This is a genomic window from Bacteroides sp., from assembly GCF_028690125.1.
Taxonomy (GTDB): Bacteria; Bacteroidota; Bacteroidia; order Bacteroidales; family Bacteroidaceae; genus Bacteroides.
Genome location: NZ_JAQVBV010000068.1, coordinates 1 through 14,448 on the forward strand (window position 1 = coordinate 1; position 14,448 = coordinate 14,448).

Sequence of the window (14,448 nt, forward strand, 5' to 3'; positions counted from 1 at the left end):
CGGCGAAGGCATCATCCCACACAGCATAAACAGTGGTATCAGCCATAAACATGTGGCTATCCCACTCATATACCAACACACCAGAGGGACTGCCGATTGCCCAAGCCTTGAATCGCATGCCGCTGGGGGCACTAAAGACCCAGCCGCCAGGCAGTGTGAATGCAACGCCACGCGAAGCAGTACGGTCTGCCAACGTACCGCCGCCACCGTTGGCGTCAAAGGTGATGGTATAGGTTTCGAGCGAGGTGCCTTGCCAAAAGCTTAGGCTTTTGTAATTCCGAACCTCTGCATCTGTGTCAATATCGCTTTTGGTAATTCCGCCCACACCAGTGCCGTTTGTACTAGTGGTGCTTCCATAAATATTTCCATCGTCATAGCCGCTCAAATCGGGGGCTTTGTTCATTGCCTGAATTGCGCCCATAATGAGAGGGTTACCGCTTGGGATTATAATTTTTCCGTTATATTCGTAGTTGGTATAAATAGCTGTATCTTCACTTGAGGTTATCGTGCCGCCTGTGAGGCTCACCGTGCCAGTAAGCTTGTTATAAATCGCTTTACTTTTAGTTGAGCTCACCGTGCCGCCCGAAATGTTCACCGCACCATCGCCATTGTTGTAAATTGCGCAGTAGACCGCACTGACCGTTCCGCCTGTTATCTCGAGGTTACCTTTTTCAATATATATTGTGCCGGAACCAGAGGAAGGATTGTCGGCAGTAACCGTACCATCTGTGCCGCTATCGATAATTGTAAGTGTACCATTGCAATTTATCTCAATTGCAGCATTATCGCCGCCATCGAGCGTTTTGCCGTTTAGATCGAGAGTGAAATTATAATTATTTATGATGGTCAGTTTGCCCTCACTATAGGTGTATTTATCCGAGAGCTTTAGGTCAAGGTCGCCTGTCGCATTATCGATTTTGGTTTGAAGCTCGGACAAATTGTTGACTTCCGTTGGATCACCCGCCGTACGCGGCATCATAAGCGCAGCACTTTCGCCCACAGTCACGGTAATCTCCGGCAAAACAGCACTTATCGTATATCCGTTTATTACCGGTCTAAAGGTATAAACGCCCGCGGTATCCATGTTGTACCCAGCTTCGCAAATCCATGTCACTGGGACGAGGGTGTCCTCTTCTTTTGATGTTACGCCACTGTCTTGGGTTCCACTGTCTTGGGTTCCACTGTCTGTGGTGATTGTTGTTATTACCGTAGCCATCAGGTTTTCCGGAAGCTCTAAATCCGCTTCGGGCATGCCCAAAGGTACTGTTTTCTCTGTTTCAGCCAGTGCCGCAAATGCAATAATTTCCGTCTCTGTTTCAATTGGCGTATTCACCTCGGCTAGAGCCGAGCTCGGCAGCACTGTAAACAACATGCACAGTGCAAGAAGCATGCTAAGTATTCTCTTATCCATGTTATTGTCCCCTTCGAGTGTATTATTTTGCAATTTTGGTAGGTACAAATTACAGCTTGTCCACTTTTCCTGTGGGGCGAAAGCCAAAGATATAAGCCGGGATACAATGCAATGGCTTTTTTAGCATTGCGTTATATTCCTCTTCCGTCTTGCCGTAGGCGAGGAGCTTGTTCGAAAGCACATTTTGAGCCGATGCGTCATATGCGCCGCCCCGCTCCTGCATAAATAGTTTTCGGTGCATTGTTACCTGCTCGCTGATGGCATCAAGGCTACAACGCTTAACATAAATCTCTCTGTAGCTGACCCAAAACCATAAGATAATAAAGGCTGTAAAGCAGATTCCTGCAATAAACCAGCCTAGTACGGCCGTGGTCATATAACATCCTCCCATCCTCAAAGAACACATGATATTACAAAAAATATCATACTTTTGCTAAATAGATTTGTTTACCGCACGAATCGTAGTTTTCACCGCACAAACCGTAAAAAATGACACTTGAAGCCACTTTTTATGCATGGTAAAATGTTCTTCGATAATCGTGTTTGGAGGAGAGGCCGATGCGTCTTGCAATTTGTGATGATAACATAGACGATCTTTGTCATATCACCGCCTTAGTGGAGCAATACCGTAGGCAGCGGGAAAACTCAATTACATACGAAACTTTTCATTGCGCCACAGACCTTTTGGATGCAATGAACAAGCGGCAGTTTAACCTGCTGCTTCTCGACATCCTAATGCCGGGTTTCACAGGCATGGAGGCAGCAAGGGAAATCCGACTGTCTGATAAGACTATACCCATTATTTTTTTGACTTCCTCCCGTGAATTTGCCGTGGAGAGCTATCGTGTGAGTGCCGAAAATTACATATTAAAGCCGGTACAGGCAGATGAGATATTTCCTACTCTTGATAAGCTGCTTGCAAAAATTTCGAGGGGAGAAGCTTACCTGACACTAAAAACAGGAGACAGCCTTGTAAGGCTGCCTCTTTCGAAAATTGTATATGTTGAAGTGATGAACCGCAAGGTGCAATTTACCCTTGTTAGCGGTGATGTAAAGGATTCTTACGGCTATCTCGTGGAATTTGAAAAAGATTTGCTTTTAGATGCAAGCTTTTTGAAGCCGCATCGCTCTTATATCGTAAATCTGCGTCAGGTGACGGCTCTTGATAAATCAGGCTTTGTAATGATAACAGGCAAAACCGTACCTGTGGCAAGGGAATTGTTTGCGCAGACAAAGACAGCGTATATGAAATATCTACTATCTCCGAACGAGGAGGGAAATACGCTGTAATGATTACTATTTTAAGTACACTTCGCTACGGCTTGGTTTTGGTGTTCGGTGTGACTGTGTCATCTTTATTTTCCGGTGTGGAAAGTACACGCGCCAACAGACTGGCTGCCGCCTGCTTTTGCGCAGTTATATTTTTCATTCAAATGCTATTCTGGTGGACGCTGGGCTTGCAGTTTACCTCCAAAATTTATCCTATCATCATGCACCTGCCGTTGATTATGCTCCTTGTGCTATATTTCAAGCGTCCATGGTTGATGTCTGTAAGCAGTGTGATGGCAGCTTTTCTCTGCTATCAGGCACCTCGCTGGGCGGGGTCAGTAGCTCGGGGGATTTTTAAGAGCCCGTCTGCCGACCATATCTGTAGTATTGCAGTTATGGCTGTGGTGTACTATTTCATCAAGAGGTGTGTAGCCCGCTCAGTTCAAGAGTTTATGAAGCAGTCAACACAGGCGTGCCTGATCTTTGGCGCAGTACCTTTTTTATATTACGTGTTCGATTACACAACCGGTGTTTATTCTGATTTACTGTACTCGGGAGCGCGAAGTGCAGTTCAGTTTACGCCTTCTCTTATATCGGCGATTTACTTTGGGTTTGTGCTTCTATACCATACTGAAGCGCAGAAGCAGACTGACGCTCTGAGGGAGAGGGACATCCTTGCCACTCAGTTCCATCAAGCCCAGTCGGAACTTGACACCATGAGGCAAATGCAGGAAAGCACCGTGATGTATCGCCATGATATGCGCCACCATCTATCGTTGATTGGGAGTTTTGCCGCCGAGGGAGATATACAGAAAATAAAAGAATATCTTTCCATTACAGAAGCTGATATTAATGCACTGACCCCCGTTCGTTACTGCGAAAATGAAACAGTTAATCTGATTTTATCCACTTTTGAAACACGGGCAAAAAAGGATAGCGTTATTCTGTGCACAGATATCAAACTGCCAGAAACACTTGGAATAAACGATACCGAGCTCTGCTCACTTCTTTCCAATGCGCTGGAGAATGCGCTCACTGCCACCGCACAGGTGATGGACGACAAGCTCCGAAAGGTTTATATTCATGCACTGGTCAACAGTGACAAGCTGGTCATTTCTACTGAAAATGCCTATATAGGCAAGATTGAGATGGAAGGAGAGCTGCCCAAGTCACAAAGCAATGAGGCAGGTCACGGCTTTGGCATCAAGAGCATGGTTGCCATTGTAGAGCGGCACGGCGGACTTTACTCCTTTGAAACCGCAGATGGGGTGTTTGTTTTGCAGCTTATGCTTCCGTTGAAGAAGGAAATGGCAGTAGTATGATAAAGTATGCTAAAAAATCAGAACCGCTTAGGATTCTCTCCTAGACGGTTCTGATTTTTCGTATTCAGCTACCTTGATCCTCAGTTCACAAGTTGTCTTTACGACTACTCGTATGTTGAGCTGAGTGGAGTATTTTGTTGTTGAAGTAAAATATAAGCCTAGAAGAATGCCCTCTGGCTTGTCCCTTAAATAATCACAATACGCAGCTGATTATCGCCGCCGAGCTGCCTAGTTAGTACAAATCGAACAGATAAACTGAGATTTAGATAGTCTTAATAATAAATGAAAAAGCAAATTGCTTTTCATTTTTTTAGTATTCTTTTTAAGTAGGCGACATCTAACAACAAATTCACCGTCTCAAAATTGCCTTTATAAAATACGCCCCAGTTATTAAAAACGCAGGGCAATTCTTTGGCCTTTTGCAGCGTATCCACTTGAATGAACGAAGCAGGAACATCATTCGTTTCGCAATACTGTTTTATCGTCTCAACGTTTTGATAGACATAGGGGCATTGCATATCATAATAAATTGTTAGCTCTTTGCTTTCAATTTTCAGGGTTTTAGCATTTTGCGCGAATCTTGGTGCTGTTCCATCAAAAGAGAGCGCAAGCAATTCATATCCATTATCGGTAGAATCAACAACCTCAAATCCGAACTTCTTTGCAAATGATTGGTCTGAAAGCCAGGATTTTTGCTTTTTCGCCCCGAGCATACATATGCCAGATTTGCCCTTTTCTTTGGCGTCAGCCAAACAATACTCCATCAACGATTTTCCATAACCTTTTCCTTTGTAACTACCAGAAACCCATAAGCAATAAAGATAATAATAGTTGTCACCAATTACGGGAACCCAGGCTGATTCAAGGGGAGCATATTCAATAAAAACAGTAGCTTTTGCATTTAGTTTTCTAAAGACATGACCTTCTTTTAGTCGGTCTGAAAGCCATTGCCGCTTTGATTCAATACCTTCATGGAGCTTTTTACTGCGGATAATGCAGCACAAATGCTCATGGTCAAGGTTTTCTGTTGTTAAGTTCACAAAATCAGTACTCATATTTTCATTTGCCCCTCTTACAGCTTCCTTTTCGTTAAAGGAGACCATGTACACCTTTGATTATGATACCAATCCCAGTTATGTATCTCAAATTAGCTCCTAAGGTTGCATTCCGGGCTTGTCTATTGGGCACATCGTGCAAACCTCAAGCTCAATTAACCGTTCAAATTCTTTCTTCTATAATAATCCTTTTTATATAGAACAACTGGTGTTACAGAACTTTCATAAAAATTTGTTGACTTTCCGATTATCTTTCCGCCCATATCACAAACAATTTTCACTGTGATATCTCTTGCGTCCATATAGATCTCTTCGATTCCTTGAGAAAACAAAGCTTCGAGAGAAAACTGAGCTAATTTTTGGCCAATATGCAGTCCTCTATAGTTTTGTCTGGTTGCAAATCTACCCCAATGCACTCGGTTCTTGTCTTCCCATGCAGCAACTGCCCCGACAATCGATGTGTCCAGTAATGCGCACCACCATTGTGGAGAGTTTTCAGCGGGTATCGGGATCAGCGCTGAAGGAATTTGTTGTTCACAATTAAAAACATCTACTTCTAACTGGATAATATTACCCATATCTAGATCTGATGCTTTTCTTAATATAAGATCTTTTATCATTTGTTCTCCCTTTTTTGTTGAATCAATCATCCTTGTGCGCTGTATATAATAGGATTTCGCTGCTGCGTAGTATAAAAGTCAGGTAATTCCTTTTTAGTTGCCTCGCTTTATATTGTTGTCTTAGTGATTAAATCATTCAGTACTATTTTTTCATTTTCAAGGCTTTTATTAGTAGCGCTGAGCATAGCCGTTAAGCGGTCTACGACAATTTCAATCTGGCTTTTGGTATTCTGTACCTGAGTTTGGGATTGATTAATTTTATTCAATACTGCCCAATCTGCAAACAAACCATCAAAGAAATAGTCCGCGAAGCACAAAAAGCCATCAATGCTAACCTGCATATCTGCGTGAATCGTTACATCGGTCAATTCTGTTTTAAAACGGCGCAACTGTACCTGCAAATACTCGACCCGTTGCTGCGCTTCGTCCAGATGACTGTGCTTTGCCATATCCGATAGTAACCCACCGCCCAGCAAGTCCCAAGTACCCCAGCCTTCTGCACTATCAAGGCTGGACAGAACACTATCGGTGGTCTCAAGCGCAGCCCTGCCCGCCCCAAGTGCCTCTTCAATTTCCTTAATCTGTCCTTCCAGATAAGAGATATGTTCCTCGATACGAAGAATTTCCTCAGCCTCCTTAGTACCGAGGCATTTAATGGCTTCCAGCTTATCTTTGAACGCCTGTGCATACTGCTGCTCGCATTCACCAAGTTGGTCAATCTCTGCTTCGTAACGTTTGATATCTTCCTCAACTGAAGAAAACTCACGTGCGGCAACATCATACTTAACGCTGGCAGCATAGGCTTCTTCGCGCTCTTTATCCAACTTTTCATCCATTTTGCCAATAACGCCATAGAAGAAGGCGGTTAAACTATGGCCTTCCAGACGATCAACGTCGGCTTGCTCGTCCAACTTTTCTTTTCTGAGTGCATCGGCTTTGGCACTCAAAGTCTCACGTTGAGTATATAATTCTTTTAGCTTAGACTCTTTATGCTTTTTTTGTTCAACTTGCTGCCGAAGAAGTTGAACTTTTTCATCATAATACGCCACTGAGAACTCCTTTCGATTCTGTACAACTAATTTTTTTCGATTGAAGAATTGTACTATGTAAAATTTCTAATTGAAAGAGCGTTAAACTATGAGAATGCTTTCACATTTATTTAAACATTAAGCGCAGCTGAAATCTGCCAGACTGCATAGTAGAAGAGAATTATCCTCAATTGACCTCGACCTGGTCTGCTACCAGTTCTCGTTACTGGTGGTTATTGACGCAAGTTGTTAGATTAATATTAAAAACTTTGCTGGCGAATATCCAGTGTATTTTTTAAATACCTTTATGAAATATTTATAATCGCGAAAGCCCACTTCTTCAGATATTTCATAAACCTTGAGTTCTCCTTGTTTCAGTAGTGCAATGGCCTGTAATATTCTATAGCGATTTAGATAATCGTTAAATGTATATCCTATTTCAGCTTTCAATTTTAAATTAACGTAAGTGCCAGAGATCTTAAAAGTATCGCTTAGCTGCGCCAGGGTAATATGCTCTGAGTAGTGCTCTCGAATAAAGTCAAGAATGTCTATCACATGTTTATTTAAACCAACTGTGTTATCCATCAATTTGGAATCTAATATCTTATTTTCTTCTGACTGTTTTCGATAGTTCTCCAACTGATTGCTCTCTTTTAGGCGAGCAATGAGCCTTTTTAGCGAGACATAAAGTTCTTCATAGTCTAGTGGCTTTAGAAGATACTCTGTTACCCCTAAGCTCATTGCTTTTTGTGCATATTCGAACTCGCTATATCCTGAAAGAATAATGGTTTCAAAACTATTATTTGGAATGGTTTCACTTAGCATTTCTATGCCGTTTTTTATAGGCATTTTTACATCAGTTATAACAATGTCTGGTTTAAGGAGCATTATTTTATCAGCGCCATCCTGCCCGTCGTTTGCTTCACCTACAACTTCACAATTAATACTTGGCCAGTTTGCAAGAAACATAAGGCCTTTTCTAATGATGTCTTCATCTTCAACCAGCAGTACCCTATACATTGTTTATCCCCTCCTCCACCAGAATTCGTAGCATAACGCTTGTCCCCTGGCTTGGTTTGCTGTCAATCGAAAGTCCAAATCCCGGGCCAAACTGCAAGCGCAATGCGCGGTGTACATTATAGAGACCAATATGGTTTGGGTCCACATTTTCATGATCTAAGTTGTACTGAATCATTGCCAGTTTTTCTGGTTCAATACCACTACCGTTGTCGGAAACTGTTAATTCCAGCACATCTTTTTGGCATAACGCACCTGAAATTTCTATGTGAATAAACTTTGCATTATTCGCACCATGGTTAAGACAGTTTTCCACTATAGGCTGAATAAGCAACTTAGGGACTTTACAAGACATCAGGTTCTCATCTATATGGATGTTATATTCCAGGCGCTTATTGTACCGAAGCTTTTGGAGTGCAAGATAGTTATTTACATACTCAATATCGGTTTTGAGTGGGACCATCGAATCTCCATAGTTTATACTGTATCGCATTAACCGAGCAAACGCAACTACCATATCGGAGGCGCTATGTGGGTTTATTATGATTTCATATCGCAATGCCTCCATAACATTGAAAACAAAATGTGGGTTAAACTGTGCTTTAAGATGCTTCACTTCCATTAATCTTTTGTGCTCTGCCAGTTCCTCATTTTTCTTTATTAATTCCTCCAGTCGTGCGGTCATACCATTAAAGGCGTCATATAATGTTTGAAATTCATCATAAGTCGTAGCTTGAATTTTATAGGCGATATTCCCCTCACTTAACTGTAATACAGCTAAGACTAATTCATCCAGGGAGCGAAGATTTTTGCAAACTACAATATCGCTCAAAAAACTGATGGCTAAAATTAAAATAACGCTCATTATTAGCAGAAAAACTGCACCGTAGATAAACATTTTAATTTGCATTTCCACCGAGGTAAAAGTATGTATTTGAATGTCATCGTACGCTAGCGTGCTATAACCTGCATAGTATGGGCGGTCATCGATTGAAACAGTATTTTTGTGTGTTCGCTCGATTTGAAACTTTCCTGTCGGGTATTTTCCAATAGGGTCAGTGAGTGGTTGGAATGTTATAAAAATAATATTATCAAAGCGGTCGGTTATAATGACTTTATCGACAGAAAGGTTTCGTACATAGTCATAGATGTACTCGTCACGAACATCTACAAAAAGGTAGCCAATTGGCAAATTATTTTGAAATATTGCTTTTGCAAAAAGGAAGTCGCAACACTGGCCGTTGTTGTAATCCATTCTGCTCACACAACTAAAAACATCGCTGTTGTCATCCAACTTTTCAGCCACATTATGTATCATGGCACTTTGTAGGAATGTTTTGCGGTTATCTTCGAACAAATTGGAACAAGTAATGTTAAAATCTCGGTCTAATAATACAAAAATTGGACGAAGCGTATGTGAAACCGAAAAGTCATACAACAGGCGGTTCGCATTTGTAATAGTCTCATTATCAGCATTTGTTAGGCATTCAATAATAATCTTGTCTGTACTCATCTGCTCGACAGTGGCTTGCAAATTGTTCATTTGTGAATTGAAAAACGTTGCCAAGGTTTTGTTAGATCTTTCATTTGTATAAATTGTTGTGAGCAAAATATTTGCAATCATAAAGCCAATAAACAAGATGAACATTAGTAAAATAAGCATTACTGCATATCTAAAAAAAGTATGCTTTAAATGATCGCTGTATTTTTTGCTCCGCATCTGCCTACCTCCGTTGCTTCATTAGTATTATCTCCATAATAATGTATTGCCAAATAAATGGCAAATGGCACCAGACAAAACTGGTACCACTCTACCTTTCACACACTAATGTCCTCTTTGCCAGTCAGTTTAAAGAATAATAATAACGAAATGACAGAGGTCAAGGTCAATATTGTTGAATACCCTGCTGCATTGCCAAAGTTACTCCTAATAACTTCGGAATAAATTGCAACAGTTAGCGTTCTTGTTCTACTAGTGTACAAAATAACTGATGAGCTTAGCTCGCTAATAAGTGTAATCCAACTCATAATGGCACCTGCCAAAACACCTGGGAGCATCATTGGAACCGTTATTTTAGTAAAAGACTTCATTTCGGATGCACCAAGACTTATTGCTGCTTCTTCAATACTTGGACTAATTTGTCCAATGATGGCTGTACTGGAGCGAATGGTATAGGGCATTCTTCGAATAGACAACGCAATGACGATAATGAATACAGTACCGCTCAGTAAAAGAGGCTTTTTATTAAATGCATAAAGGAATGAGATTCCTAAAACCGAACCCGGAATAATATAAGGAAACATGGTTAGCGTGTCGAGAATATTGGTTAACAGCGATTTTTTACGTACTGTTAGGTAGGACACCAGTACACCTAGAATGACTACTATAACAATAGCCGCTATACCAAACAGATAGGTATTGGTGATAGCTGAGTTATCTTTTGCCAACAGGGTATTCCGATAATTATCTAGCGAAAACTGGCCAGTATATACCGAACCGCCCTTTGTTTCCATAAACGAAGTAATGATAACCGTAATTTGCGGGAGCATTGCCAGCAGGGTAATACCATACGCAAATATGTGGGCAAAAATGCTTTTTGCACCATATGCTTGTTGTGCCTCTATGGGCTTAAGTGCAGTCATAGAATAAGAATAGCGGTTGCCAAGATATCTTTGAATAAAAAATAGCAACAGCGTAATGACAATGACAATGACACATAATGAGGCAGCAAAGTGATCATCCGTGCTAACTTCACCCATAAACTGGCTATACATTAATACAGGAAAAGTCTTGTAACCCTCACCAATAAGCATTGGCGTACCGAAATCTGAAAAAACACGCATAAATACGAGCAGCGAACTCGCTAGTAGTGTAGGTGTTACCAACGGAACAATAATCTGAAGCATGCGCTGAAAAGCCGTACATCCCAAACTTTCTGCTGCTTCGCATAAGGAATTGTCCATGTTTTTTAGTGCACCTGAAATATACATATAAACTAGTGGAAAGGATTGCAGCGAAAAGACAAGAACAATGCCTGCAAAACCATATATGCCACCAAGCTTTACATGGAACAGTGCATTAATTATCTTAGTAAAAAAGCCGTTTCTGCCTAAGAGCTGAATCCACGCATAAGCTCCAATAAACGGTGGCGATAAATATGAAATGACAATGAAGATATTGAGTAGTTTGCTGCCTCTAATCCTGATGCTGTGTAAAACATATGCCATGGGTAAACCAATGGCCGCTGCGAGCAATGTTGAAACAATAGTAACTTTAAAGCTGTTTACCAAAGTACTCCAATAGAACTTACGGGTAAAAAACTTTGTGAAATAAGAAAAAGTGATGTTCCCAGATGGATCAAGGACGCTCTTATAAAGAATCAAAATCAAAGGGTAGACTACAAATATGATAAAAAAAGCAAGGATTGCTATCGTTATTCCAGACCACAGATTGAGCTTTTTTTCGCGGAAGCTATTCATCCAATTTCCTCCCCTGCAATCAACGAACGAGAACCATCCTCCACAAATACGTTTATCTTATGAGGCTGTGCGGTAAGCCGAACCGAAGTATCGTCGGGGATTATATCCCAAATGTCCGAGTCTTGTATGACCTCTACTTCTTTTCCATTTGTAAGTTCCAAAAAATAGTGAGTTGTAACACCTAAAAACACACTGCTTTTCACTATGGCAGGGATACCTTCTTGCGAATTTAAATTAATCTGGAATTCTTCGGGACGGATTGAGACAGTTATCTGCTGGCCATCGACCACATCGCAGGTTAAGTTGTTCATTGGCAAAACGTATTCGCCAAAGTTTAGGCAAGTCATGTTATTTTCTATTCTTATTTCTGCTGGAACAATATTGGAAAGCCCAATAAAAGTAGATACAAATAAATTAGCCGGTCGTTGATATATTTTTTTGGGCGTATCAATTTGTTGGATAATGCCATTGTTCATAACGGCGATCCGATCCGAAACCGCTAAAGCTTCCTCCTGATCATGCGTGACATAAACCGTTGTAATACCCACTTTTTGCTGAATACGTTTGATTGCATTTCTCATTTCTATACGCAGCTTTGCGTCCAAGTTAGATAATGGCTCATCCATCAGCAGCACCTCAGGGCGGATAACAATTGCTCGCGCGAGTGCGACACGTTGTTGCTGACCACCCGAAAGCTTACTGGGCATTCTATCGGCTAGGTGGTCTATCTTGACAATCTTAAGAATTTCATCTACCTGTGGTGCAATTTGCGCTACTGGTAACTTTCGCGTTCTTAGTCCAAAAGCTACATTATCTCGAACTGACATATGTGGAAACACCGCATAATTTTGGAAAACCATGCCCATATTTCGTTTGCTGGTTGGAATATTGTTTACCACTTTATTGTCGACACTAATGGTGCCACCCTCAATGCTGTTAAAACCAATAATCATGCGTAATAAAGTTGTTTTACCACATCCGGAAGGCCCCAATAAGGTAAAAAACTCACCTGGCTTTACGTCTAAAGATAGCCCGTTTATAACGGTATCCTTTCCGAACCTTTTCACTGCGTCCTCTATATGTATCGATACACCCATAAGGTCAGCCTACTTTCTTTGGTGTCAAAATATTATTGAGATAGGACGAGGGTATTGCAAGCTTTGATGCAACACCCTCGTTTTAATATTACCCCATTGATTTTTCCATGTGCTTACTAAATAGCTGAGTAATCTTTGTTTTGTTTGCCGAGACCCAACTTTCATCATAGTTGTCAAAAAGTTTAATATCACTCATTGGGGTCATATATGAAGCCAAGTTTGTGTTTTTTCGTAATGGACGAACTGTTAAGTTCATGCCTACGGCGTTTTGTGTCTTTTCGGAAATCATGTAGTCTACGAACTTCTTCGCATTTTCAGGATGTTTACAGCCTTTTAAAATTTGAACAGATTCTCCTGGGAAAATTGCGCCTTCCTTTGGAAATACAACCTCAACAGGAGCACCATTCTTAACATAGTTTGCGGCTGGATCCTCCCATGTTAAACCGACAACATACTCTCCTCCCGCAACACCTTTATATACCTGGCTGGAGCTGTTACACATCTTTCCATCAAGGTTTGCAATCAGCTTGTCTATAAAGTTCCACGCTTCATCAGATAGTGGGTCACCATCTTTTCCTGCAGCATAAAGCATTGCCATGAGTGATTGAAAAGCAGAACTAGAGTTTACAGGGTCACCAAAAGCAATTTTCCCCTTCAGCTCTGGGTTGAGCAAATCTTCGAAGCTGGAGATCGTGAGGCTACCCCGAAGGTCTTTGTTCACAATTATAACCGTTGGATCCGCAAATGCAGGGGTGAAATAGCCGGTTTTATTTTTAAATGCATCCTGCATGTTCTCATTTTCGGGAGAAACATATTCCATAAACAATTCTTTTGAAGCCGAAAGCATGGTTTCATCTGCTGCCCAGAAAATATCGCCGAGTGGATTATCTTTTTCAGATTGCGCTCGTTTGAGAAGTTCTCCTGTACCTGCAACTACAACTTCTACCTTAATACCGGTATCCTTCTCAAACTCTGGAATCACCGCATTGTTTAGCGACTCACCACGTGCAGTATAAACGACCAATACAGGTTCTTCTGCTGGGGACCCGGATGGCTGTGCTGTGCTTTCTGATGCTGTGGCTGAAGAAGACGGAGCCGGTTGTGATGCGGGGCTGCAGCCCGATGCTATTACCAATGTTGCAACCAGCAAGAATGATAGAACGCGTGAGAAACCTCTCATTGCTTTAACCTCCCTAACAAATAAAATTAGATTTGTTTATATAATTTATATACTATTTATAGTTTACTTGATTTTGAAAGTAAGTAAATCCTAAAAATTAACAAAAAAGTGTATTATATAAAACTTCACAATGCGTAATTCAAATTGAGCCGATATTGGTGGGTCTTATCAATTATCCTTTTGTCTGAAAACAAACTATACTTTTCGCATTTGATACATCTACACCAATGCTAACCATATAGACCTCCTTATTTGTAAATGTATCCATCCTTGCTTATTAACACTCAATAGGTTAGTTACATGAAAACTCAAATGAGTTTCAACCTGTTGAACAGAATGCCTAAAACAAATAAAATAAGCGCAAGTATCCAATCATTGCAATCTGATCAGAATCTTGTGCTTATATAGTACCAATGAGAAATTCATGTGGTAGTGGTAAATTATCTCAAAGTATGGAATAAGTACATATAATGGCTCATTTACTAAATTTACATTTCTCAGTGATTGCGTCAAATGCTGATAACGCGATGCATACAAATTACAACTTGTCAGATTCAATTATTGTTAATGTACATATTGTGGTATGATGGCTTTGATATGGTTTGGGGAATAAGGGGTAAATATGAGTAAACGAACTAAACAATCTATAGTGGACTTTTTAACTTGTGCGATTCCTTTTACAGTAACCTCCCTTTGGGATGATGTAGTCTCAGCTTTTTTAATTACTTTTCCGATATATTTATTTTTTTATTTTGAGGCCTTTATTTAAGCGGTTCGTAGATAGTGAGGATATTAAAAAGTAATTTGACGCCGAGTCGATGCGAAAAATGCACAGGTTCTTATGGGGTATGATCAGTTCTCTACTACTATGGATATTTACACCCATGTTAAAGACCAACGCATTGCAAAGACTGCCAAGAAGCTTAACAAGTTCACCGGAAGGACAAAGTGTGTGTGGTTTGGGGTGTA

The 14,448-nt window shown here is 40.8% G+C and carries 11 protein-coding genes and 1 pseudogene; 2 read left to right on the forward strand and 10 right to left on the reverse strand.

The features are described 5' to 3' along the window. Both PHO71_RS23720 and PHO71_RS23725 read right to left on the reverse strand, forming a co-directional pair. Positions 1-1,411: pseudogene (locus PHO71_RS23720) on the reverse strand (hypothetical protein); the annotation flags it as partial. Positions 1,412-1,460: 49 nt separating this feature from the next. Beyond that, the gene (locus PHO71_RS23725) at positions 1,461-1,787 is read right to left on the reverse strand and encodes a hypothetical protein (protein ID WP_300208398.1); all 327 of its coding nucleotides are present in this window, start codon (positions 1,785-1,787) and stop codon (positions 1,461-1,463) included. Between the two features lie 182 nt (positions 1,788-1,969). On the opposite strand from PHO71_RS23725, the gene PHO71_RS23730 reads away from it, so the two are divergent. Together PHO71_RS23730 and PHO71_RS23735 are read left to right on the forward strand one after the other, a co-directional pair. Then, on the forward strand, positions 1,970-2,701 hold the full coding sequence (locus tag PHO71_RS23730) for a LytTR family DNA-binding domain-containing protein (RefSeq protein ID WP_300208400.1): 732 nt from the start codon (positions 1,970-1,972) through the stop codon (positions 2,699-2,701). Beyond that, complete coding sequence (locus PHO71_RS23735) at positions 2,701-4,002, forward strand: sensor histidine kinase (RefSeq protein WP_300208403.1); 1,302 nt, start codon at positions 2,701-2,703, stop codon at positions 4,000-4,002. The genes PHO71_RS23730 and PHO71_RS23735 overlap by 1 nt, the downstream gene beginning before the upstream one ends. Positions 4,003-4,304: 302 nt before the next feature. Here PHO71_RS23735 and PHO71_RS23740 read toward each other — a convergent pair whose 3' ends face one another. The 8 genes from PHO71_RS23740 to PHO71_RS23775 form a co-directional block, all read right to left on the reverse strand. Next, on the reverse strand, positions 4,305-5,057 hold the full coding sequence (locus PHO71_RS23740; RefSeq protein WP_300208406.1) for a GNAT family N-acetyltransferase: 753 nt from the start codon (positions 5,055-5,057) through the stop codon (positions 4,305-4,307). A gap of 155 nt (positions 5,058-5,212) precedes the next feature. Beyond that, positions 5,213-5,707, reverse strand: a complete 495-nt coding sequence (locus PHO71_RS23745; protein ID WP_300208409.1) for a GNAT family N-acetyltransferase — start codon at positions 5,705-5,707, stop codon at positions 5,213-5,215. Positions 5,708-5,784: 77 nt separating this feature from the next. After that, on the reverse strand, positions 5,785-6,726 hold the full coding sequence (locus tag PHO71_RS23750) for a hypothetical protein (protein WP_300208412.1): 942 nt from the start codon (positions 6,724-6,726) through the stop codon (positions 5,785-5,787). Positions 6,727-6,954: 228 nt separating this feature from the next. After that, entirely contained in the window at positions 6,955-7,725 is a 771-nt protein-coding gene (locus PHO71_RS23755; RefSeq protein ID WP_300208414.1) for a response regulator, read from the reverse strand. Then, positions 7,718-9,442 (reverse strand): sensor histidine kinase, encoded by a 1,725-nt coding sequence (locus PHO71_RS23760; RefSeq protein WP_300208416.1) that lies wholly within the window; start codon positions 9,440-9,442, stop codon positions 7,718-7,720. Before PHO71_RS23760 ends, PHO71_RS23755 begins: the two co-directional genes overlap by 8 nt. A 98-nt stretch (positions 9,443-9,540) precedes the next feature. Beyond that, positions 9,541-11,202, reverse strand: a complete 1,662-nt coding sequence (locus PHO71_RS23765) for an iron ABC transporter permease (RefSeq protein WP_300208418.1) — start codon at positions 11,200-11,202, stop codon at positions 9,541-9,543. Beyond that, positions 11,199-12,299: an ABC transporter ATP-binding protein gene (locus PHO71_RS23770; protein ID WP_300208420.1), complete on the reverse strand. Its 1,101-nt coding sequence runs from the start codon at positions 12,297-12,299 to the stop codon at positions 11,199-11,201. Before PHO71_RS23770 ends, PHO71_RS23765 begins: the two co-directional genes overlap by 4 nt. Before the next feature lie 88 nt (positions 12,300-12,387). Then, on the reverse strand, positions 12,388-13,479 hold the full coding sequence (locus PHO71_RS23775) for an extracellular solute-binding protein (RefSeq protein WP_300208421.1): 1,092 nt from the start codon (positions 13,477-13,479) through the stop codon (positions 12,388-12,390). Between the last annotated feature and the right edge of the window lie 969 nt (positions 13,480-14,448).

What these genes read in the sequence shown, in the direction of transcription:
- PHO71_RS23755 (WP_300208414.1), bottom strand. Translation starts at nt 7,725, where the DNA reads ATGTATAGGGTACTGCTGGTTGAAGATGAAGACATCATTAGAAAAGGC.
- PHO71_RS23725 (WP_300208398.1), bottom strand. Translation starts at nt 1,787, where the DNA reads ATGACCACGGCCGTACTAGGCTGGTTTATTGCAGGAATCTGCTTTACA.
- PHO71_RS23730 (WP_300208400.1), top strand. Translation starts at nt 1,970, where the DNA reads ATGCGTCTTGCAATTTGTGATGATAACATAGACGATCTTTGTCATATC.
- PHO71_RS23735 (WP_300208403.1), top strand. Translation starts at nt 2,701, where the DNA reads ATGATTACTATTTTAAGTACACTTCGCTACGGCTTGGTTTTGGTGTTC.
- PHO71_RS23760 (WP_300208416.1), bottom strand. Translation starts at nt 9,442, where the DNA reads ATGCGGAGCAAAAAATACAGCGATCATTTAAAGCATACTTTTTTTAGA.
- PHO71_RS23775 (WP_300208421.1), bottom strand. Translation starts at nt 13,479, where the DNA reads ATGAGAGGTTTCTCACGCGTTCTATCATTCTTGCTGGTTGCAACATTG.
- PHO71_RS23740 (WP_300208406.1), bottom strand. Translation starts at nt 5,057, where the DNA reads ATGAGTACTGATTTTGTGAACTTAACAACAGAAAACCTTGACCATGAG.
- PHO71_RS23770 (WP_300208420.1), bottom strand. Translation starts at nt 12,299, where the DNA reads ATGGGTGTATCGATACATATAGAGGACGCAGTGAAAAGGTTCGGAAAG.
- PHO71_RS23745 (WP_300208409.1), bottom strand. Translation starts at nt 5,707, where the DNA reads ATGATTGATTCAACAAAAAAGGGAGAACAAATGATAAAAGATCTTATA.
- PHO71_RS23765 (WP_300208418.1), bottom strand. Translation starts at nt 11,202, where the DNA reads ATGAATAGCTTCCGCGAAAAAAAGCTCAATCTGTGGTCTGGAATAACG.